18 protein-coding genes and 1 tRNA gene are annotated in these 21,636 nt (G+C 40.0%); 8 read left to right on the plus strand and 11 right to left on the minus strand.

Annotated features, from left to right (window positions below):
* The first annotated feature begins 37 nt into the window (after window positions 1–37).
* The 3 genes from ABTV71_RS12040 to ABTV71_RS12050 all read left to right on the plus strand — a co-directional run bounded on the left by ABTV71_RS12040 (window position 38) and on the right by ABTV71_RS12050 (window position 3,133).
* Window positions 38–676, plus strand: coding sequence for a hypothetical protein (locus ABTV71_RS12040; protein WP_121122088.1), 639 nt, complete (start codon window positions 38–40; stop codon window positions 674–676).
* Between the two features lie 207 nt (window positions 677–883).
* Window positions 884–1,471 carry a hypothetical protein gene (locus ABTV71_RS12045; protein WP_433903348.1) on the plus strand — a complete coding sequence of 196 codons (588 nt, stop codon included), beginning with the start codon at window positions 884–886 and terminating at the stop codon, window positions 1,469–1,471.
* A 1,272-nt stretch (window positions 1,472–2,743) separates the two neighbouring features.
* On the plus strand, window positions 2,744–3,133 hold the full coding sequence (locus ABTV71_RS12050; protein WP_433903349.1) for an immunity 22 family protein: 390 nt from the start codon (window positions 2,744–2,746) through the stop codon (window positions 3,131–3,133).
* A gap of 229 nt (window positions 3,134–3,362) precedes the next feature.
* Here ABTV71_RS12050 and ABTV71_RS12055 read toward each other — a convergent pair.
* Window positions 3,363–3,435, minus strand: a tRNA-Lys gene (locus ABTV71_RS12055).
* 131 nt (window positions 3,436–3,566) lie between these two features.
* The gene (locus tag ABTV71_RS12060; protein WP_121122093.1) at window positions 3,567–5,486 is read right to left on the minus strand and encodes an ABC-F family ATP-binding cassette domain-containing protein; all 1,920 of its coding nucleotides are present in this window, start codon (window positions 5,484–5,486) and stop codon (window positions 3,567–3,569) included.
* A 60-nt stretch (window positions 5,487–5,546) separates the two neighbouring features.
* Between ABTV71_RS12060 and ABTV71_RS12065 the strand changes: the two genes are divergently transcribed.
* Both ABTV71_RS12065 and ABTV71_RS12070 read left to right on the plus strand, forming a co-directional pair.
* Window positions 5,547–6,581, plus strand: coding sequence for a quinone-dependent dihydroorotate dehydrogenase (locus ABTV71_RS12065; RefSeq protein ID WP_433903350.1), 1,035 nt, complete (start codon window positions 5,547–5,549; stop codon window positions 6,579–6,581).
* A gap of 9 nt (window positions 6,582–6,590) precedes the next feature.
* Window positions 6,591–7,370: a TIGR02757 family protein gene (locus tag ABTV71_RS12070; protein WP_433903351.1), complete on the plus strand. Its 780-nt coding sequence runs from the start codon at window positions 6,591–6,593 to the stop codon at window positions 7,368–7,370.
* Between the two features lie 201 nt (window positions 7,371–7,571).
* Here the strand turns inward: ABTV71_RS12070 and gap are convergent, their stop codons facing one another.
* The 6 genes from gap to ABTV71_RS12100 form a co-directional block, all read right to left on the minus strand.
* Window positions 7,572–8,579: a type I glyceraldehyde-3-phosphate dehydrogenase gene (gap, locus tag ABTV71_RS12075; RefSeq protein ID WP_121124557.1), complete on the minus strand. Its 1,008-nt coding sequence runs from the start codon at window positions 8,577–8,579 to the stop codon at window positions 7,572–7,574.
* 6 nt (window positions 8,580–8,585) lie between these two features.
* Entirely contained in the window at window positions 8,586–9,206 is a 621-nt protein-coding gene (locus ABTV71_RS12080) for a TlpA family protein disulfide reductase (RefSeq protein ID WP_121124558.1), read from the minus strand.
* Between the two features lie 232 nt (window positions 9,207–9,438).
* Window positions 9,439–10,533: an AI-2E family transporter gene (locus ABTV71_RS12085; RefSeq protein ID WP_121124559.1), complete on the minus strand. Its 1,095-nt coding sequence runs from the start codon at window positions 10,531–10,533 to the stop codon at window positions 9,439–9,441.
* A 259-nt stretch (window positions 10,534–10,792) separates the two neighbouring features.
* Entirely contained in the window at window positions 10,793–10,993 is a 201-nt protein-coding gene (locus ABTV71_RS12090; protein WP_147430397.1) for a hypothetical protein, read from the minus strand.
* Window positions 10,994–11,075: 82 nt separating this feature from the next.
* Entirely contained in the window at window positions 11,076–14,114 is a 3,039-nt protein-coding gene (locus ABTV71_RS12095; protein ID WP_433903352.1) for an AAA family ATPase, read from the minus strand.
* Between the two features lie 4 nt (window positions 14,115–14,118).
* Complete coding sequence (locus ABTV71_RS12100) at window positions 14,119–15,324, minus strand: metallophosphoesterase family protein (RefSeq protein ID WP_433903353.1); 1,206 nt, start codon at window positions 15,322–15,324, stop codon at window positions 14,119–14,121.
* Between the two features lie 224 nt (window positions 15,325–15,548).
* On the opposite strand from ABTV71_RS12100, the gene ABTV71_RS12105 reads away from it, so the two are divergent.
* Window positions 15,549–16,247 (plus strand): prolyl oligopeptidase family serine peptidase, encoded by a 699-nt coding sequence (locus ABTV71_RS12105; RefSeq protein WP_121124562.1) that lies wholly within the window; start codon window positions 15,549–15,551, stop codon window positions 16,245–16,247.
* A gap of 58 nt (window positions 16,248–16,305) precedes the next feature.
* Here the strand turns inward: ABTV71_RS12105 and ABTV71_RS12110 are convergent, their stop codons facing one another.
* Both ABTV71_RS12110 and ABTV71_RS12115 read right to left on the minus strand, forming a co-directional pair.
* Window positions 16,306–17,067 (minus strand): murein L,D-transpeptidase catalytic domain family protein, encoded by a 762-nt coding sequence (locus ABTV71_RS12110; RefSeq protein ID WP_433903354.1) that lies wholly within the window; start codon window positions 17,065–17,067, stop codon window positions 16,306–16,308.
* Window positions 17,068–17,148: 81 nt separating this feature from the next.
* Complete coding sequence (locus tag ABTV71_RS12115; RefSeq protein WP_121124563.1) at window positions 17,149–18,168, minus strand: L,D-transpeptidase; 1,020 nt, start codon at window positions 18,166–18,168, stop codon at window positions 17,149–17,151.
* Window positions 18,169–18,271: 103 nt separating this feature from the next.
* Here ABTV71_RS12115 and ABTV71_RS12120 point away from each other — a divergent pair, with 103 nt between their 5' ends.
* The gene (locus tag ABTV71_RS12120; RefSeq protein WP_245971335.1) at window positions 18,272–18,679 is read left to right on the plus strand and encodes an NUDIX hydrolase; all 408 of its coding nucleotides are present in this window, start codon (window positions 18,272–18,274) and stop codon (window positions 18,677–18,679) included.
* Window positions 18,680–18,757: 78 nt separating this feature from the next.
* A complete protein-coding gene (locus ABTV71_RS12125; protein WP_433903355.1) occupies window positions 18,758–20,137 on the plus strand; it encodes an OmpA family protein in 1,380 nt (459 codons plus the stop codon).
* Window positions 20,138–20,327: 190 nt separating this feature from the next.
* Here the strand turns inward: ABTV71_RS12125 and ABTV71_RS12130 are convergent, their stop codons facing one another.
* Window positions 20,328–21,380: an outer membrane beta-barrel protein gene (locus tag ABTV71_RS12130; protein ID WP_108631918.1), complete on the minus strand. Its 1,053-nt coding sequence runs from the start codon at window positions 21,378–21,380 to the stop codon at window positions 20,328–20,330.
* Between the last annotated feature and the right edge of the window lie 256 nt (window positions 21,381–21,636).

The following is a 21,636-nucleotide window of genomic DNA, read 5'->3' on the forward strand; positions in this document are numbered from 1 at the left end:
TCAGCCGAAGCAAGTCAAATAACTAATCAGAATAGATATGACAACCAAAACATTCAAAGAAGATTTTCGAAAGAAAACTAAAAGCATAGCTAACATTATGATTGAAGCTATGTTCAGTGACTATATTTTGTATAAAAATGGGAAGCGAATTGGTGTACTTTTCGATAACAAACTGCTGTTGGTTTCTACCGAAAACCTGAAAAAATTATTACCTGATGCACCTGAAGAAACTTCTTTTGATTGGGGTTACTATAAATTAATCTGCATAGAAGGTTTGGAAAATATAGTGCTTTTGGAACAGGCTATAAACACCACTTACAACGATTTGTATTTTGAGCAAGAGTTTGTAGCAGACATAGCTGCTATGATAGAAAGCTACGCCAGTTATCCCGATATTATGACAAAATTATATAACCACCATACTACTTTTCTGCGCTTTTGCTACGAAAAGAAACTGCTTAAAAAACAGCCAATCGATCAGCTGGGACGCATCATTCGGATGTATTACACCAACAGTGATTTAACTGAAAATGGCATAAAAACATTTGAGCATTTGTACGAAAAATGGCTTAACTATAATGATAAAAACGATGATAAATCTGAAGCAAGGACGGTAGATACAAAAACGTTGGAAAAATATTACACCAAAATTCTTGCAGAGCAAGGTATAGTATAACGAAATACTCTCTGGCTTTAACTCAATGAATCTGCTGTCCTTAATATGAAAAATAGGTTTTACCTTTATTAATTTTTAATTTAAAGCAGTAGATGGAGCTTTTTTATCCAAGATAATACTTCACGATCTTTTATATTTAATATTTATTACACCAGTACAAACTTACGATATATAATTTGACAGCAACGGCTTAAAAAGAAAAGTAAAATGAAAAAAATTATTACAATATGTTTAGCAACCGCATTTCTTTTCACTGCCTGCAACAGCAAGACTGAAAGGAAAGCTACGGAAAGCGTTGCAAAAGACAGCATTCCTGCAAAAGCAGATAAAGAAATTTCCATTGCTAAAACGGACTTGTTGGCAAATCTTCCCGAACACAAATTTCCGATAACGGACAGTACCACGTTTGATAATTTTGAAAAATTAGGGACGCGTGACAATGGTTTTCTGAAACGGATCAAGTTTGATCCGAAACGTAAGGATGCAACCAATTTTCGCATAAACTACAAAATGCCTTTCTCCGAAAACTTTACCTCGGTTGCCGTTACCTATCAGGGCGGTGAGAACGAACTGTTTACGATATTACTTACTGTAGATAAAAACGACAAAATAATTGACAAACTGGAAATTGCCTACGATGAAATTGCGGAATCCGCCTTCGGCAAAACCAGCAAAATAGAAAAAGACAAAATAGTGGTAACCAGTTCAAATTGGATGAATGAAGCAAAGCCAATTTTTAAAGACGAAAGCTACGTTTTAGACAAAACTGGGAAGTTTGAAAAACTGAAAGACTAATGATACATTCTTGATAGTCATGACGGTGTAGTAATTATTAATATGAATTATGTACAACAAATCAAAGAAATCATCACCGGAGCGTATGAATTTACGGATAAGGATAAAACCATTTATAAATTAAAGCTATTGGGCAGAGTGTAATGTAGCGGAAAAGGGAGAGATTATTGGTTCGTCCTTTCCCGAAAAACTATATTTTGAAGATGATGGCTTTCGAACCGAGAGAATGAATGAAGGAGTTATGTTTATCTATCAGGTTATCAAGGATTTAGAACGTCAAAAAAAAGGACAAGCGATTGTAAAATTCGCTTGTCCAATATGGTGATCCCGCTGGGACCATCAATATTTTTACAGTGCTCTGATACTCAGTATTTTGTTTTTTCACTTAAAGAAATGGACACCATATTGGACACCACATCAAATGATTTTAAATGAACTATTTTAGTTTTAATTGTTAACTACAGTACAAAGATAAGCGATCCTTTTAATTCTCAAATTAATTTCGAGAATTTTTAATTGTTAAAAATTATGTGGATTCTATCGAAGAATTATGTCAAGGGTTCGGTATTAATAAATAGAATGTATATAACCTGTCAGAAGGAATTTTTTCATGTAAAATTTTGGCAAAGACTTTGTTGTAGAAAAACAAAACCTTAATACAAGACTTATTTAAGAGCCGAATTAGATGAGCCACAAACACGTATCGACGAGAGATAGTTTTCTTGAATTAGTTTGTGACAAGAAATCTAGTAATTACAAACGGTAAACTTTCGGCAACGCGGGAGTTCGCGGTATATAGCACTCCTTAAATAGGGCATATGAAAGTAAAATTTTGTAACAAAATAAAACAGTGTATATGAAAATAACGGAGCTAATAAACTTGATAAAGAGGACGAGAGTTGTCAGGTACGACTAACCAGCAATAAGATTGTACTGCCGGCAAATATTCCGGAACACCTAAAGGAGTTTTACCTGTTAACTGACGGTATTAAATTGTTTTAGAACGAGCAGTACGGAATATCAATAAAAGGACGGGAAGATTTTATACCAACCAATAAATATTTGTATCCCGAGGATGATGTTATCTGGGAAGAACTTGAAGATGAAATTTGTAACGAATGGTACTTAATAGCCAAAGTGGATGAAATGAGCCAATACATAACCACAAACTCGTATAGACGAGAGATACAATGATGGTACGAAAGATTCAATATCATCTACAGTAAATGATGTTTTAGCTGAAAGTAAATACCTACCATTAAATTTTTCATTATGTATATAGAACCGACAGAACGAATGAAAATAATCCATATATGGATTGGAGAAACCTCTTTAAAAGAAGATGATTTAGATGAATATTTTTTGTCTGATGAATCGGAAGAAAACCTAAGTTTTTTGAAGGGAGTTGATGAACTTGACCCTGACTTTGTAGGAATATTAAAGTTCGAACACAATCTCAAAGTATCAGATGTATTAAAAAATGATGTGCCTTTAAATGCTGGAGACGATTTGAAGAATGCAATAGCAAAATGTGGATCTTTGGGAATTGAAGTGGTTAATACTGTTTTTTATTTAACGGACTCTGCAATAGAAATTAATGATGATCCTGATACACCTATAGGTTTAATTTACATAGGAAAATATAAAAGTTCTTTCCAATGATAAAGTAGTTAAAATACAAATCCGCTTCAATCGAAGCAGGTTTGCGTTTTACTTGTAACATTTATTGAAAAAATAGTTTTGTACCTGTTGCACCTACAGACATTAAAATGGACACCACAATGGACACCAGAGTATGGTTTTAGATGACTTTAAATGAATTGAATATTAGTGCAGAAACGCAAAAAAGATATGAATTAAACGAAAAAAGCGTGCCTTAGCACGCTCTTTGTGATCCCGCTGGGATTCGAACCCAGGACCCATACATTAAAAGTGTATTGCTCTACCAGCTGAGCTACGGAATCGTACTTCTTTTTTGAACTATCGTTCCTTGTTTGAAGTGATGCAAAAGTAGGGCTTTAATCCTATTCCTGCAAATTTTTTCGGCTTTAAATCGCACTCATCAGCTTAAAAAGCTGATTTTAAGCAAAAAAAATTAATCATTTTCCAATTCCATAATTTGTTCAGCCAATTGCTCCCATTGTTCCTGATAATGGGTTAACTCGGCCTTGGACGAATTGTATGCTCGCGTAGTTTCCTGTAACTTAGTCGCATCCGAATAAACAGTTTCATCCGCCAGCTTCTGTTCAAGGTCCTTGACCAATATTTCCTGTTCTTCGATCTTTTTCTCCAAGGTCGAAAGCTCCTTGTTCTTTTTGCTCAACAGTCGGGTACGGTCTTCAGATGGCGCTTGTTTCTCTTTTTTAACTTTTGGCTCTTCTTTGACTTTTTTCTCCGGTTTGACCTCTGTTTTTATAAGACGCTTTGAAGCCCATTCCTCATACTCTTGATATGTCCCCGGATATTCTTTGATCTCTTTGTCTTCGATATACCAAATTTTATTGGCCACATGATCCAAGAAATAGCGGTCGTGGGAAACAACAATAAAGGTGCCTTCGAATTGCTGCAGTGCCTGAATCAAAATATTGACCGATTGCATATCCAAGTGGTTGGTGGGCTCATCGAGTGCCAGGAAGTTGGCATCAGCAGTCAATGCCTTAGCAAGAGCTACTCGGGACTTTTCACCTCCGGACAATACCTTGATTTTTTTGAAGGCATCGTCGCCCGTAAATAGGAAACAGCCCAATATCGAACGTAATTCGGTCTCCGTATGCTTTGGTGCAAAAGCCTGCAGTTCGGCCAAGATCGAGTTTTCGAGGTGTAGTGCTTCGAGCTGATGCTGTGCAAAGAACGTTTGCGACACATTATGCCCATGTTCCGATTTTCCTTCAAATTGATTATCTGTGCCAGCCACAATACGGAGTAGGGTAGACTTACCTTTTCCGTTTGCACCGATCAACGCGATCTTATCACCTTTTTCAATGATTGCAGAGGTATTTTTTAATATTTCTAAATTCGGATAAGATTTAGAAATATTGTCTAAAGTTACCACATGACGGCCTGAAGGTTTTGAAAACTTGAAGCTAAAGTTGACCGTTGGATTATCATCATCCACATCTTCAATTCGCTCCATTCTATCCAGTGCCTTAATCCGCGACTGCGCCATTTTTGCTTTGGAAGCTTTGGCACGGAAACGTTCGATAAGTCGCTCTTCCTGTTTGATCTTCGCTTGCTGATTTTTGAACTGGTTGGCCTGTAATTCGTTTCTTAATTCCTTTTCTTCCAGATAAAAACTGTAGTTGCCCGCATAAAGTGTTAATTTTCCTTTTCGTGACTCAACTGTCTTTTTGATGATACGGTCGAGAAAATACCTATCGTGCGATACGATGACAATAGCGCCGTCAAATGCCTGTAAATAATTCTCTAGCCATTTGATCGAAGGTAAGTCCATGTGGTTGGTCGGCTCATCCAATAATAGGATATCAGGAGTTTGCAACAGGATTTTGGCAAGCATCACACGCATACGCCAGCCTCCTGAGAATGTCGCTAGCGGCCTTTTTTGTTCCTCTTCTGAGAAACCTAGACCGGCCAGGATTTCGTGGGCCTTGAATTCCACGTTGTAACCGTCCAGCGCTTCAAATTCCAATTGTCTGTCACTGAGTTTATTTAGAATATCGTCCGAATAATCTGTTTCTAATTTAGCAAGTAAGTCCTCGATCTCGGCATGTAATTGATTTTGGCGTTCAAACGCTTCCATGGCTACATATAGTATGCTCTTATCGGAGTGATAGGACAGTAAGTCTTGGTTGAGGTAACCGATCTTAAGATCTTTTGCCATGGAAATCGTTCCCGAAGTTGGGGTGTACTGTCCAACGATCAACCGCAATAAGGTAGATTTTCCGGCTCCATTGGCGCCAATCAAGCCTACTTTATCACCCGGTTTAATGTGCCAGTTTGCCTCGTCATACAACGCACGGGATCCTATTTCAAATGTTAAGTTATTTATTGATATCATTTCAGATGCAAAAGTACAAAAGTAATGAATATTTCTTCTTGTTTGAGTAACTTTGCGATTATGTATAAATTAGTCAAACCTATATTCTTTACCATGAATCCGGAGACGGCTCACCACAAAGTGACCAGCGGATTGAATGTCTTCTCTAAAATCTGGGGCGCCAAGCAATTATTGAATGCTATTTTTACCGTAGAAGATCCTCGCCTGGAACGTGAGGTATTTGGATTGAAATTTAAAAACCCGGTAGGCCTGGCTGCGGGCTTTGATAAAAATGCCGAATATATATCCGATATGACTAATTTAGGATTCGGTTTTATCGAAATTGGAACAGTTACACCAAAGCCTCAGCCCGGAAATGATAAACCACGAATGTTTCGTCTGGTACCGGATGAAGCCCTGATCAACCGTATGGGGTTTAATAATCAGGGGGCGGATGTCGCTGCTAACCGACTGAAGAACCTAAAAGACCGAAAAGGACTTCTAATCGGCGGTAATATTGGAAAGAACAAGGTTACTCCGAATGAAGAAGCGGTAAATGACTATATCTACTGTTTCAATGCCCTTTTTGAGTATGTGGATTACTTTGTTGTCAACGTCAGTTCGCCGAATACGCCGGGCTTAAGGGATCTGCAGGAAAAAGAACCGCTAAAAAAGATATTGAACACACTTCAGGAGCTGAATAAAACGAAATCAACCCCCAAACCTATCTTGCTTAAAATCGCACCTGATCTCACCGATAGCCAACTGGATGATATTGTGGAAATTGTCATGGAGACTCAGATCGCTGGGGTTATCGCGACAAATACCACGATTTCTAGAGAAGGATTAAAGAGCCAGCAAGAATTGACCCGGGAAGCGGGTGGAGTAAGCGGACGCCCATTGACCAAGCGTTCTACCGAAGTAATCCGTTACTTAAGCGAAAAATCCAATAAAGCATTTCCGATTATTGGTGTTGGGGGCATTCATTCTGCAAAAGACGCTATTGAAAAGCTGGATGCTGGCGCTAGCCTTGTTCAGGTTTACACCGGATTTATCTATGAGGGGCCGGGTTTGATCGCAAATATTTGCAAAGGAATATTACAGACAGGACGATAGATCGGGGTAATGGCCGTAGATTTTAATTTAAAAGATTTTTTGGATAAAAAGGTTGATGAATATAATCAGCCTAATTTTATTCCCAATGATCCGATCTCCATTCCACATCAATTTTCTAGCAAGAATGATATTGAAATTATGGGATTCCTGGCAGCTATTATGGCTTGGGGACAACGTAAAACGATTATTAATAAATGCAATGAATTGATCGAAAGAATGGATGGTGCTCCTTATGATTTTATGATGAATCATCGAGACCAAGATCTTAAAAGCCTGCTTGGTTTTAAGCACCGTACGTTCAATGATACGGATATACTCTATTTTGTCGCTTTTTTTAAGCATCATTACCATCACTTTAACTCTTTAGAGGATGCTTTTTTGGTGGGACAGGAAATGCACTCGGAGGTCAATTTAGAACAGGCGCTCAATGCATTTAAGACATATTTCTTTTCCCTGCCCGACTATCCGCAACGTACGCGTAAGCATATCAGCAGCCCAGCACAAAAATCCACTGTCAAGCGCATCAATATGTTTTTGCGTTGGATGGTCCGAAAAGATAACAATGGTGTTGACTTTGGTATCTGGAATCGGCTATCACCAAAAGATCTGATCTGTCCATGTGATGTCCATGTTGAACGTGTCGCACGAAAATTTGGACTGATTACCTTAGAAAAAGTCAATTGGAAGACGGCACAGGAGTTAACGGCCAATCTTCGGCTACTGGATCCAAATGATCCGGTAAAGTATGATTTTGCACTTTTTGGCCTGGGAGTGGAAAGGGAACTCTAAAGCCCTTCCAGCTGTCTTACTTGGGCATAGACTATTACACATATATCACGACACTATCCCAACAACAGGACATACAAACAAGGTATACTACTGGGCAATGGATACTATTCTTAAAGATATAAATAAAAGTCCTTGCCAGTATACCTGACAAGGACAATATTGATTTTTAAATTCTGTCAACCTAATTTAGGGGCAGCAGAATTAAACGAGCTGGTCGATCTTGATCAAAAGGTCAACCAGACGATTGGAATAACCAAATTCATTGTCATACCAACCCACGACTTTTACCAGCCCCCCCACAACCGAGGTCAACTGTGCATCGAAAACACACGAATAGGGATTGTTTATGATATCGACAGATACAATAGGATCTTCCGTATAAAACAATACATTCTTTAATTCATTTTCTGCTGCCGATTTGAATGTGCTGTTGATTTCTTCAACCGTCGTTTCTTTTTCCAAAGTACAGGTAAAATCTGTCAATGATCCGTTCAAAACAGGAACACGTATTCCTGCACCGCCCAGTTTATGCTGTAAATGCGGAAAGACATTGGTGATCGCCTTGGCAGCACCTGTCGTCGTTGGTATGATCGCCGAAGAGGCTGCCCGTGCGCGTCTCAAATCTTTATGCGGTGCATCATGCAGATTTTGATCTCCCGTCATGGAGTGTACTGTCGTAATATATCCGTCTTTTATCCCCCAATTGTCGTCTAATATTTTGACCAGAGGTGCAACGTTATTTGTCGTGCAGGAGGCATTCGAGAGAATGGAGTCGGAGAGATCCACCGCATTGTCGTTGATACCCAATACAACAGTTGGAATATCTTTGTCTGTCGGCGGAGCAGAGATGATCACCTTTTTCGCACCAGCAGTTAAATGTAGTGTCGCTTTATCGCGACTTGTGAAATGGCCTGTAGATTCAACAACAACATCAATATGCAAGGATTTCCAGGGCAGTGAGGCAGGATCTCTTTCATTGGTCACCAAAATGGGATGACCATTCACGATAATATGATCTTCATCGTGTGTTACCGTGCCGCGGAAGGGGCCATGTACTGAATCATATTTGAACAAATGTGCCAAAGTCTGGGGATCTGCCAAATCATTGATGGCGACTACCTGCAGCTGGTCAAAAACATCACGCAGAAAAATATTGCGCAAAGTGTTTCTTCCGATACGTCCGAATCCGTTTATTGCTATATTCAGCATTTCAGCTTATTTATGAAATTGGCTTATCGCCTCATTAATATTTTTTTCACCTTCCCAATGTGCTTTTAGTTTGCCATCAGCACCGTAGACATAGTTTGCCGGGAATTGCGAAGGGACATGTATGCTTTGGATAAAGGTTTGATCTTTGTCTATCAACACCTCGACATTGGAGGATTTGGATAATTTTGGGGCAAAGCTGTCGAAGAAGCCTAAAACTAATGCCGGATCATTCATGGAGATGTAATAGATGTTTACATCTTTTAGACGATCGATATTTTTTTCAAGTTCAGTTGCTTCATGCTGGCAGTGGCTGCATCCCGGATCAAATAAAATAAAAACGGTATTCTTATCTTTCGCAAGGTTTTCATTGCTGACACGTATACCTGATCGAAGTTGGTAAAAGGTGAAATTAGGGAGAATTGCTGCCGGCTCGGACGACTGTGCGGGAGCCGCTTGTGCATGGTCATGGCCAGCATGATCGTGACCTGCATGATCGTGACTATCTGCGGTATTTTCCGGTGTGTTACTTTCCGTACCGGTTGCCTTTTGACTGCCTTTATTGTCACATGAATAAAGCATGGTTGCCGCGAATACAGCGGTTGCTCCTAAGATTATTTTTTTGTTCATAGACTACCTTTGATTTTAAATCAGTTTCCGTGATTTTTTATTTTTTTAGATTCGTCGACAGGATTGTTTTTTACCTCAACTTTAGCTGCATGCCAGCCGTGCCTCAACGATATCAATGAAGCATCAAAACTATAAAAAAAATGGGATTATGCAGTGTCTAATCTTAAGTTATGACAGTTTACTGGTTAAACATTAATATCACTGGCCACCGCCATTAATCCCGGGATTCATCTTACTCTGACCTGTCTCTGATGTCGGGTGGACTGTTTGGATCTATCAGCGAAGTGGATTGGATGATTTCTGGTGTACCTCGGCCAAATTCATTGCTATAGACTTTAAGGAGTACGCCCACGCAAGAAAGAATTAGAGGCCCAAATATCAATCCAAGCATGCCGAATAGATTTAATCCCAGCAATACACCAAAAACAGTAATTAATGGATGGACGTCGCCAAGTTTTTTTAAAATCGTAAAACGGAGGACGTTGTCAATACTCCCGATGATGATGATACCGTATAGTGCAAGTCCGATGGCATTGCCGGATTGTCCATTTGCCAATAGAAATACAGCTGCTGGAAGATAGACCACCATTGTGCCTAATATGGGAATAATGGTCGATACCGCAGTTAAGATGCCCAAAAAAATGGGGCTTTCAAGCCCGAAAATCCAATAGCCTACACCGGCAACAACACCTTGGCACATGGCAAGGATCGGAATACCGATAGCATTTGATTTGACCATCATGTCGAATTCTTTCCATAGTTCGGCTTTACTGCCAGTGGAAAATGGGATGGCATTATAGATGAACCGTTCTAACTCCTTGCTACTTACCAACATAAAATAAAGTACAAATAAGGCGACCAAAACATTAACACCAACTTCGGCAACGGAATTCAGAATATTCGGAATAAACTTTGCCGCCCGCTGTAGTCCGCCCATCAAAGCGGTATCCGATAGATCAATGCTGCTGAGGTATGGACTATTCTTGAAATAGTTTTTAATGGAATCAAATTTTTCCATAATCTCATCTTTATTGCTGATTGCATCAGTTACCTGAGGGACCATATAATTGATCAGCAGGTAAAGCGGGCCGACCAGAAATACAATTGTGAGCAGAATTAATAAAAGACTTGCGAGGGATTTTTTCCATTTTCTTTCTTCGGTCAATTTAAAATTGATTTTTCGGAACAGGATATATAATGTTATTGCGCCCAAAAAGCCGGGAAGATAATAGAATAAACTTTTAAATATCAAGATGCATATCAGCAAAATAATGACGATAAGCATGATTTGGTTGATGGAATTGTTGTTTATCTGTTTGTATTTCATGTGTCTGTAATAAGTATCGCTCTAAATTTGTATGTATCGTATGACAATATTTTTCTGTAAATGTTTTATATTGTTAAATTAAATTTCCTTTTTAGAATTTCAATGACTTTTTTTATTTCTTTTTCAGGTGGGCGGATCCAGTAAAAAGGTGGCGAACACTACGTAGATAAACAAAAATGTCATCTAACAGGCAGCGATATAAATAAACGAGAAGGGAATAACGATAATTCCGCTTAAATAAGTTGGATTTTTAGTATTGTTAATTCTGATTCTGTGGCATTAAAATTTCTTTTAATATGGTCATAATATCATATTGCTTAACTAATAGCACGGTTCGTGTTGTCCGTTGCACAATGGATGGATTGGTATTTGCTGCAGCTGGATGAACGGTTGATTTAGCTGATTTATGAAAAAAAGGATGCGACCCTTTCCCTTTTCTGTTATTTGAAAATAAGCCCATAATCTTTCGTTTTTGGTTATGGCACCAGTCTTTTGGCTACCGGTGCTCTAACCAATTTACAAAATTTCTTTAAGATTTGCAATTAATTGATGAAAATTTGACTGCCCCGTTCTTCGTCCTTTTCTATGGAAAGTGATCGTGGAATCCGTTCTTTCAACTCTTCCACGTGGGAGATAATACCTACGATCCGATTTTCTTTTTGAAGATCAAGTAACGTCTCAAATACGATGTTGACGGAGGCGATATCTTGGGTGCCAAAACCTTCGTCAATAAAAAAGAAATTTTTTGTGGCTTTGGCATTGGATTGTACACTTTCGGCCAGGGCCAGGGCCAGACTCAATGACACCTGAAAAGCTTGCCCCCCAGAGAGTGTCTTAACACTCCGGCTTTTTCCTTCATTCAGATAGTCTATGATTTCAAATTCATTGTTTTCATTGATCTGTAGACTCAGTTGGTTGCGCGTCATGCGGTGAAAGCGGATATTCGCATGATCGCAGAGCTGACGTAAATAAATCGAAGATACATATTGCACGAAGCCTGCACCCTTGAAAAGGTTAAAGAGCTGTTTTAGATTGTCATTGCGCAAGTTTAACTTTGCTTGTTCTTGAAGTAAAACCTCCTTTTTCTCATAAGCAGTTTCCAGCTGATGCAGCTCTTGCTCGTACTTGGCGACGTTCTCCGTGAGCACTTTTAGCTGATGGGAGCTTTCTTTCAAAGCATTCTCCTGCGCGATGAAAGTTTCTTCATCGTAAACTTTATCTGTAAGCTTTTTGTCCAGCTGCGCGATTTGGGCCCTGAGGGTTTCAAACTGGATCTGAAACTGTTCCAGTTCTGCCCGGATCTGTTGCACAGGAAGGTTCTCCGCTAAAGTTTCTTTGATTTGATCTATTGTGTCAAATGTAGAAGTCTGTAGCAATTTCCCGAGCGTAGTCTCGGTTTGAAGGGCCTCAGCTTTTATTTTATCAATCCTTTCAAGAATGGATTGTACCAAGCTATTTTGTGCAGCAAATTGGCTGTTTAATCCATTTAATTGTTCCGTTAGTGTATTAAAATGCTGTTCTATCTGTAGATTTTCTGCTTTCAGCGTCTTGTACTCATTTTCGATGGAGGTCTGTTCCAAAGATTTGTAATCTGACCATTTCAAATGTTTTAAATGGCTTATATTCTGGTTGATTTGGGTTTGTTTTCGTACTTCATCAACTTCCAGCTCATTTAGTCTTTTGTTAGCTCTTTCAAGCTTCTTCTCGATATCGACCAAGACCAGCTGGTGGTTGGTCAGCATTTGTTCGGTCGTTACGATCTGGGTTTCAATCTTAGCAAGTTCTTGTTTTTTTTGTATATAAATTGACGCATCTGAACTGCTGTAATCTGTCCAGGTAAATTGAAGCAGGTGGCTGGATTTAAGGGATTCGTTTACCTGACTTTTTACATTAAGGTCATTTTGCTGAGCTTCTAGCGAATGCAGTCGGAGCAGGAGTTTTTCGAACTCGAATTTTTGATCAGTCTTGGATTTTATACCTGCGTTAACTTCTGTGATCGCCTTTTGATTATCGGCGAGCTCCTGGCTAATGTCCATACGCTCAGCGATGGCAGGGTGTTCCAGCGCTCCACATAAAGGGCAGGGGGAACCCGGACTTAGATTCTCAGCAAATTGTGTCAGTTTCTGCTGTAACAAAAGATGTGCTTTCTCGTCGTTTAGTTGGCTAAGCCTGCTTTCAAGTGTTAGTAATTCACTATTATACTTGGATTCAAAGTCGAGGGGATCAAATCCTTGGCTCTGCAAGTTGTTTTTCAGGTCAGTTACTGCGGTCCCTAGTTCAAGAAGTTGCTGATGAAGCTCAACCTCCCGCTGAAGGATAGACTGTTGCTGAGTATACCACTGCCCCAGCTCCATCAGCTCATTGGCCGATGGTCGCGATTGTTTTAGATCAAGGAGCAAGGCTTCAGCATCTTGGATACTGATTTTGCATTGCTTCTGCTGCTCTTTGGTTTCCAAGACAAAGTTTCGCCCTTTTTCAGCACTTTCTTTTAAAACTTTTATTTCTGCTGAAAAATGGATCAGCTGCAGAATGAGCTCCAGATCCAGTTCACTTATTCGCCGTTCTGCTAAGCGGTCGTACTGGGGTTTAATCTGTTGGAGTTGCAGCGACAACTGTTGGGTAAGCTGTTGGATTTCATTGGTTTTCGTTTCTTCGTACTGCAGCCTGCCCTCTTCGTGAGTTTTTTCCTGCCTCAATTTCTCCTGCGCCTGGAGGATATGGTAGAAATTTGTCCATGCCTCTTCAAAGCGTATCATGCGCTGGCGTAAATGTTCTTTTTCTGCCTGCTGGTTCGTCAGCTGTTGAAATCGCGCCTTCATTTTATGCAATTCAAGAAAATCTTCTTTCAGATTTTTAAGTGCCTGGAATTTCTCCAGAAGGACTGTGTTGCTATCTTGCACCTGCATGAAAGATTGACGTTCTTCAAGCAACTTTTCCTGCATTGCCCGGATGCGGTCGCCATTGATATCTTCGAAACCGATCAATTGACCGTTGAGCTGATCCAGCTCGGATTGATTTTTTTTATACAACGTAGCGACTTTGTCCTGCAGATCGAAGCGATGAAGCTGAAAGATTTCCTTCATCATATCGGTGCGTTCTTTTGCACCCAGTTCAATAAATTCCTTAAACTGTCCTTGGGGGATAATGATCGTTCTCTTGAAATTCTCGTAGCTTAATCCTATGATAGGTTGTGCGTTACTGCTTTCCAGCGGAATCCATTCTTCATGAATGTTTTCGTATAATACTACGGTTGGCGATTTGACATCCTCAAAATTTTTGGAATTTCGTTTAAATTCCCGGGTGACCTTGAACGTGCGGTTTTCGAAATTAATGAAATCCAATTCGATATATGAACGGTTTGATTTGAGGTTCATCATATTATAAGCACGTTTATCCCGAGCATTTAATCGCTCCGTTTCGCCATATAAGGCATAGGTAATTGCTTCCAAAATTGAAGATTTTCCGGAACCGACAGCGCCAAAGATCCCAAAAAGGCCAGCTTCTGTCAATGCCGAGAAATCTATTGTCTGACGTTCCTGATATGAGTATATACCTTCTACAATTAACTTTAAAGGGATCATGGGCTTAAGAATTTAGTATTTCGCGAAAGAGGTTAAGAATATCTTCATTAGGCGCCTGGTTGGCATTTTTGGATTTGAAATAATCGGTAAACAGCGTGGCGATATCTTGGGTCAGATTAATTTCTTTTTTATCCAGTAAATTTTGTTGATCCTGTTGAACAACAGGGATTAAATAGACGATTCCTGAATGCGTCTGATAAATCAGTTTACGGTCTTCAGCTTTCAGGAATGTTTGCGACTTTAGAGTTAACTCCACGAATGTTTCTGGATTTTCGGACAGCCATGCGATACATTGGCCAATATCCGCAAATGATTTTCGGACCAATGGTTTTCCCTGACGGAGTGCAATTTGTTTGTATGTGACGTCTTCGCCCGGTAGAGCATTGACGATGTTCACATACTTTGTCTGTCCCGCTTCGGCAAAACTATAGCAAAGCGGTGATGAGGCGTATACAACAGGCTTTTGCGCGGAGCCGATATTTTTGAATCCATGGATATGGCCCAAAGCTGTATACTGAATCTGATCGGGGATAGACTCGGAATAAATCAGGTCAGCATTTCCGATTTTAATGGGTTTTTCTCCATCAGGCTCTTCGATCAGCGGGGTGCCAATTTTATTCATATAGAGATGTGCCATCAGAATATTGACACCCCTGTCGTCACAATAGGCTTCAGCCAGCTCCTGCCAATTTTTTGCGAGTGCTCTATTTAATTGGACTTCTTTCTCTTCACCGAGGTATTGTTTGAGCCGGATCTCGTTGGCATAAGCTGTGTGGAGTATTCGGATAGGATAGTCGTGGCGGTCAATACGAAGCTCGATAAAACCCTTGTCCGTGTGGGTGACAGTGAAACCTTCAGTAGTAAATGGTGTAACAAGTGCATTGGGATGACCGATAAGGATAATGCCCGATGCCCGGGCTAAGGGATCCGGCGCGTCGATCAGATTCGGTGAATCGTGGTTCCCGGCAATAGCGATTACAGGGCGCACACCATTTTTTGCCAGCCGCTTGATGGTTTTGTAAAAGAGCTCGATGGCTTCTACACCGGGATTGAAGCTGTCAAAAAGGTCGCCTGCAATAAGCACCAGATCCACCTCTTGCTGGTCAGCTATTCGGATAATCTCTTCCATGACCAGGTGTTGTTCATCCATGCGGGAAAAGCTGTCCAATCGCTTTCCTAAATGCCAATCGGCAGTATGAAGTATTTTCATGATGAGCCCTTAATTTTTTACCAGATAGTACAAACTAAGATAAATTTAGACGGATATGCAATTATAATTGCATATCCGTCTAAATTTATGCTGGTATGAGTTTAAAAGGTGTCTCCGGATGCCACTGAAATGTTAAAAGTTGTTAAATGCGGTCGGTAAAAATCATTTAATTGTATTTTTAGTCTTCCAAAATTAAACTAAGTAATCGTTGATAAAATAAATTTATGCATAAAATTTACCTATGTTTATGTGTTTTCTTTCTGTTTTTTACAAAGTTAAACGCACAGGAAATACAAGCAATCAAAGGGGAAACCGCTTATCCTTTTTTATTGAAAGATGCCGACCGTGATACTGCGGACTCTGAAAAGCAGCCTGTTTTTGTTTTTTTGCATGGACGGAGCTTATCGGGTACAAATTTAGATCGCGTCAAACGCTATGGGGTGTTATATGCAATCAATAAGGGGCAGGAGGTGCCCGGAATTATTGTCGCTCCCCAATCCCGCGGCGGTTGGGATCCGGATAAAGTGATCGAAATTGTAGATTATGTTATCGCACATTATCATGCTGATCCTGATCGTATTTATGTATGTGGAATGAGCATGGGGGGCTATGGCACCATGGATGTTGCAGGAAAATATCCGGAACGTATTGCGGCCGCCGTGGCGATTTGTGGGGGTGGATCGAGCCAATATGCTTCCAATCTGAGCCAGGTGCCAATTTGGTTGCATCACGGAACGGCTGATCGTGCTGTGCCAATCTCAGAGTCCAAAAAAATTATGAATGCCATAAAAAAGGCCGATCCCGATGCTGATGTGAGTTTAAATGTGATCAAAGGTGGAACGCACGGCAGTGTCGAACGTTTATTTCACGATGATGCGATTTATGACTGGATGTTAAAATTTAAGAAAAAGCATAAATCCTAAGGTTTACAAATGATATTACAAACTAAAAAGGCTGATGTTCATCAGCCTTTTTGTTATTTTAACCCTCATCTGAATTTTCAAGCCGTTGTTTCCGGCTGAATTGCGCCATTAATACATTCGGGTGATGGATTAAATGCGTTTTAGCCAGATAATCGGAATTATCGGCATAAATAAAGAGCAGGGTGCCGTCCTTAATGGTATTGATAATCGGGCCTGCATATTCACGGGGTACAGCAGGACAGCCATAGCTCTTACCCAATCTTCCCAGGCTGGATATTGTTCCTGTGCTGCAATAATCTGCACCATGCATAACCACGTACCGTGCTTTGGCATTGTCATTTATTCCTTCCTCAAGACCATTTAATACTAATGAGTAGCCATTTTCTCCATTATAGGTGTTTTCGGTCATAAAAAATCCCAGCGAGCTTTTTAAAGACTCCTGTTGATTTGAAAAATTTGTAGCATAGTTTTCGCCACTATTTTTACCGTGTGACACCAAGGTGTTAAAAAGCACCTTTTTGTTCTCCAGATCAAGTACAACAAGTCTTTTCTCCGTGGATGCCAAGGAAAAGTCAATGACTGTCATAATAGCTTTGTTGTGAATGGGTAGCTTTTTTCTGCCTTCCATCGCTTGTCGAAACGCCTCGTATTTTAATACAGGGCTTAAATTCATTTCATCATATAAAGAATCAACTTCCGTCCGTTGACGTTCTACATTTATATGATGGGTATTGGTCTGTTGAACTGTTGTTTTTAAATCTTCTTTTGACGACAGTGCTGTATTTAGTGCCATCAAAAGAAACATAAACGTATTTCCCATTCTCCTCCTTTTCTGTGTAGATGTTTACAAAAATAATTATTAAAGTTAATACATATTTGATTTACAGAATGTTAAATATTGTTAATCAATAACGACGACCAGTGAGGAAAGGTCTTTTGACCGTTTATAGACAAATTGGGCGTGAGATGACGCATTTCTGACACACATGTGTGACTTGGGTGTGGTGCCTAAACTTTCGCTATATTCGACGATGCTGCCCTTGGGGTTATTGACTGGTACCCCATGGATATAAGCTCCGGCGGTGAATCGGGTCGCGTAAGGGGCAAAGCCCGCATAGGTGCGTGTGCCGTCTTCGAAATAGAACATTTTTGATTTGTGCTCCTGTACAACAAAGAGTCCTGTCGGTGTCTCCTGTGCGTGTGGGGGTTTGTGGCGGCCGCTGGTGACTGGGTTCATGCTGCGGATAAGCCATTCTTTGCCCACTTTTTCCAGTGTGCAGATGTTTTGATTCTTGACATCGACAACGTTAATGATGTTAAACTGTACACTATCGCTTATCAGGCGTAGATAGCGTTTGGGGACAGTATATTCCCCTTCAAATGACAGACCGGCGATAGGTATGTGGGCAAGGGTATCTGCTCCTTTGACGCGGACCAGCCATCCGTCACGTCCATAACGAACCGGCTTATCCGTAGCCGGGTCGTATAATGGGGCGGCTTGATAGCGAGCCACATTGAAGCTGTCAGCAACGCGTTTGTATGCATCTCGTTTGAAATCTTTAATCGTAGGAGCTTCTCCTTGTTCATTCTGATAATTCTGAAGAACGGCATAGCGCGAAGGAGTCTGCTGGAAATTTTCAATGAAAGCCAGCCTTTCCTTTATTTTATCCCACTGAAAACCGCGTGTGGTATCTTTATAAGGATAGGTGTCCTCCAACGTGTACTTTTTGTAGAGCAGATCTTTTTTGATAACAATATCTTCTGCAGTGACCATCTTCGGCTTCTCCTCCTGTTTTTTGTCGGGGGCAGCTTCCTGATGCTTAATTGGCTGTTCTTTTTGTACTGTGCTTTTCTTTTCCTGTTGGCAAGCTAATGCCAGAAATAATAGGCTAAATACGAGATACGTTAATCCTTTATTCATATATGGGCTATATAAATTATTGTTTTATTCTTTAAATATAAGAATAAAACACATTTTTTAAATGATTGACAAAAAGTTAGTTTTGTAGTTTCAAATAAAAAATATGCATAAGATTGTAATTTGTTCAGCAATGATGATCGGTCCGTATGGCGATCTGCTGATGGTTAGAAAAAAAGGATCTTATTATTTTCAATTACCCGGTGGGAAGATTGCCGTCGGTGAAGATGATGTAACGGCGTTGGTCCGGGAACTCCGGGAGGAACTGCAATTTGACGCAAGCGGTACGTCCTTACAGTTTATTGGTCAACATCGTACACAGGCCGTGAATGAGATAGACACCCTTGTGGAAGGGCATATCTATCTGATAAAACTCGACGCTCAATTTACTTTTCTGCCACAGGCGGAATTGGAAGAAGTGCAATGGGTCAAAAAAGATAACTGGCAAAATTATCAGCTGGCACATCTTGCGGCAGAGTTTGTCGTGCCCAAGTGGCTATCTGGGGATTTTTAAAGTAGTGTAGCTTGATGTGAACAAATTAAGGCTTTGTTTGTTAGTGATTTATCAATTAATAATTAATAGACAAAGGTTATGGAAAATCAGCTTGTAAAATCAGCAAAAGACTTTTTTGATCAGCAGTTGCTTGCCGGGGTCGGACAAAGTTTAAACCAGGATAATGAGCAGATGAAGCAGAACTTAAATGCTGTCGTCCCGGCTTTGTTTCTGGGTTTGAGTCAACAGTCAGAAAATAGTGGCGGGATCGGTACGATTTTGGAACAGGCGAAACAGCATTTTTCAAGTTTTGATCCCGGTCAGATACTGGGTAGACAGATGGATGCTGGGGGTCTTGAAGGGCAGCAGCTGGACGAAGGAAATGCTGGGTATGGCAATATACTGACTTCAATATTCGGTGACGGCTTGGATACCGTATTAACTACTGTTGCTGCGTATCTGGGCTTTAATGCTGATTCGGTGAAGAAATTGATGGCTTTTTCTCTGCCGGCCATCTTTTCCAGTTTAACTAATAAAGGGCAAAATTGGGATGTGGAAGGGGTGAGCCAGAAGCTAAAAGAGAATAAAACTGCATTTGCGGCTGCTATCCCTGCGGGATTAAGTTTAGGTGCTTTTGGGAAATTATTTGATGGCGGACATTTTTCTGCGCCCGAGGAAGCTTTACCTGAAACTCCGGTAGAAGAGACTATGAAAAACATGCCCCACCATATAGGTACGGTTATTAATCCTGCGACTGAACTTGAAGCACATAAAGAGCCATTGGCATTACCTCGGGCGGATGCTGCCAGGTCTGCGGCTACTTCGACGGATTCTTCGGGTGGCGGCTGGTGGAAAATCTTAATTGCGTTGATTGTTATTGTGCTGCTTTGGTTTTTGTTTGGCAAGGGCTGTAGCAGTGGTAAAAAAGAAGGCGCTACGGACACGAGTGTCAATCGGGGACAGGTTGATTCCGGAGGTGCAATGGTTAGCGGAGCTGCCGGACAGATTGATCGTGAGCATTTAGATGTGATGTTGCCGAATGGAGAAAAATTAGCCGCATTTAAGAGCGGAATAGAAGACCAATTGGTTCAGTTCTTAAAATCCGATTATAAATCCTTGGACGAAGATTCCTTGAAAAATACCTGGTTTGATTTTGATAATCTTAATTTTGAAACCGGTACGGCAAAGGTTTTACCCGAAAGTCAGGTACAGCTCAGTAACCTGGCCGAAATACTCAAGGCTTTTCCGGCGGCAAACGTGAAAATTGGTGGTTATACCGATAAAACCGGAAGTGAAGATTACAACAAAAAATTATCATTGGATCGGGCAAATGCTGTGAAAGATTATCTGGTTAAGGCGGGACTCTCTAAACAGGTAGTCGGAGCGGAGGGGTATGGATCACAATTTGCGAAATACACAGCTGATGCTCCGGAAACTGACCGGATTTTAGATCGGCATGTCTCTGTCAGTGTCAGGTGATGTGCATTGAAAATGGAGCTGAGCTTAGCAATATAAGTTTGGAGTAAAAAATATAAGATAGAAAAGCGGATTCTTTAGAATCCGCTTTTTCCGTTTAATTGTTGGTATTTTATGGAATTATATCAATTTCGAATAATTTGAACCCATTTTATGGGTATTTTAGTGGAGAATATAGTGTTGCATCGCTGATCTAGAAACTATATACACAGGCTAATAAAAACTGGCCGGCAGATTTTGTCGGAGATAGGTCATTCTTAACAAACTTTTCAGTATTGCTTTTATCAATTCTTATTTCAGGAATAAATTTGAAACCATGGTAATTGTATTCAGCGGTCAATGTGGTGGCTAACATATTGGAACTTGGAATACCATTGGCTTCTTCTTTGTGCGTTTGGAAGAACTCTTCCCGTAATCCAATTCCGAAATGTTCTGACAGGTGAACTCTCGGGTAAAGCGCTACTCCTGTGTATCCGCCTTCCGCTCTTCTCTTATAATGTGTGGCGTTTACACCAAGGTAAAATTTAGGCGTGAAGTCGTAATTTCCCACAAAATCCACAAGCGTGCCCGAGCTGTAGTTCTCTTTGCCCCCAACAGAAGATCCGCTTAGGAAATTTAGATAGAAACTGCCCTTCTCGTTAGGTCTATACGCTAGTTGTGAGCCAATATGTGAGACCCCGTTCAGATCTTGATAAACGTTCCAGTCATTAAATATACCGACCATTAACGCAAATTTGTCAGAAAAACTATAAGTTGCTTTCAGACCTGCATCCTGAAAAGGGCCAGCTCCGAATAAATAAGAAGTGGAATAATGAAAATTGTAAGTGGGAGAGATGACTTCAAATCCAACGAATGTGCCCATGAATCCGGCAGTAAGATTCAGTTTGTCGGTAAGATCATAGCCCACATATAAATTCTGAATGTGAAAGCTGTTCTTATCATCACCCGGCTGGCCGTCTCCATTAATAATAGAACGATATTGTCCACGTGGGCCAAAAGAGAGTTCCCCTACAAAAGAAGCCTTTTTAAAATGTTTCTTAACTGCGAGGTCAACCATTCCGATGGAGACTGAATTATTATCCTCCGTAAAATAGGTGTTGATATTGGGTTTGTTTTGGAAATCATATTTCCAGTAAGTATCCACTGATCCGGATATTTCAATAGGTTTTTCTTTGTTTTCTTCTTGTGATTTTGATTTTTGTATGAAAATTATTGAAAAAATGATGATTGTTAAGATTTTTTTCATGTTGATAAGGTTTTAAGTTTGATTTGTTTGAATTTTGGTTGATTTTTTCTTTGTTTTTTTATAGGTTTTTGTGGTTTTGTTTTTGTTTTCTGTGAAATTATGTAAAAAATATCATAAAAAATAATATTTGATAGTAATTTTTCAACAAAAAGAGTTTATATTTGTCAAAACAATAAGTAAGAAAGGGTTTTTGTTTTGTTTTTGTATTTTATTTAAAATTTATTGACGTATTAATAAACACTAATCAGTTTAAAAA

Origin of the sequence: Sphingobacterium puteale (assembly GCF_050986225.1) — a bacterium.
GTDB lineage: Bacteria > Bacteroidota > Bacteroidia > Sphingobacteriales > Sphingobacteriaceae > Sphingobacterium > Sphingobacterium puteale.

Bases quoted from the DNA above. Each gene is read 5' to 3' on its own strand.
- ABTV71_RS12040 (WP_121122088.1), top strand. From the start codon at position 38: ATGACAACCAAAACATTCAAAGAAGATTTTCGAAAGAAAACTAAAAGC.
- gap (WP_121124557.1), bottom strand. From the start codon at position 8,579: ATGCTGAATATAGCAATAAACGGATTCGGACGTATCGGAAGAAACACT.
- ABTV71_RS12130 (WP_108631918.1), bottom strand. From the start codon at position 21,380: ATGAAAAAAATCTTAACAATCATCATTTTTTCAATAATTTTCATACAA.
- ABTV71_RS12070 (WP_433903351.1), top strand. From the start codon at position 6,591: ATGGCCGTAGATTTTAATTTAAAAGATTTTTTGGATAAAAAGGTTGAT.
- ABTV71_RS12115 (WP_121124563.1), bottom strand. From the start codon at position 18,168: ATGAATAAAGGATTAACGTATCTCGTATTTAGCCTATTATTTCTGGCA.
- ABTV71_RS12090 (WP_147430397.1), bottom strand. From the start codon at position 10,993: ATGGGCTTATTTTCAAATAACAGAAAAGGGAAAGGGTCGCATCCTTTT.
- ABTV71_RS12120 (WP_245971335.1), top strand. From the start codon at position 18,272: ATGCATAAGATTGTAATTTGTTCAGCAATGATGATCGGTCCGTATGGC.
- ABTV71_RS12110 (WP_433903354.1), bottom strand. From the start codon at position 17,067: ATGGGAAATACGTTTATGTTTCTTTTGATGGCACTAAATACAGCACTG.
- ABTV71_RS12105 (WP_121124562.1), top strand. From the start codon at position 15,549: ATGCATAAAATTTACCTATGTTTATGTGTTTTCTTTCTGTTTTTTACA.
- ABTV71_RS12100 (WP_433903353.1), bottom strand. From the start codon at position 15,324: ATGAAAATACTTCATACTGCCGATTGGCATTTAGGAAAGCGATTGGAC.
- ABTV71_RS12125 (WP_433903355.1), top strand. From the start codon at position 18,758: ATGGAAAATCAGCTTGTAAAATCAGCAAAAGACTTTTTTGATCAGCAG.
- ABTV71_RS12045 (WP_433903348.1), top strand. From the start codon at position 884: ATGAAAAAAATTATTACAATATGTTTAGCAACCGCATTTCTTTTCACT.
- ABTV71_RS12085 (WP_121124559.1), bottom strand. From the start codon at position 10,533: ATGAAATACAAACAGATAAACAACAATTCCATCAACCAAATCATGCTT.
- ABTV71_RS12050 (WP_433903349.1), top strand. From the start codon at position 2,744: ATGTATATAGAACCGACAGAACGAATGAAAATAATCCATATATGGATT.
- ABTV71_RS12095 (WP_433903352.1), bottom strand. From the start codon at position 14,114: ATGATCCCTTTAAAGTTAATTGTAGAAGGTATATACTCATATCAGGAA.
- ABTV71_RS12065 (WP_433903350.1), top strand. From the start codon at position 5,547: ATGTATAAATTAGTCAAACCTATATTCTTTACCATGAATCCGGAGACG.
- ABTV71_RS12080 (WP_121124558.1), bottom strand. From the start codon at position 9,206: ATGAACAAAAAAATAATCTTAGGAGCAACCGCTGTATTCGCGGCAACC.
- ABTV71_RS12060 (WP_121122093.1), bottom strand. From the start codon at position 5,486: ATGATATCAATAAATAACTTAACATTTGAAATAGGATCCCGTGCGTTG.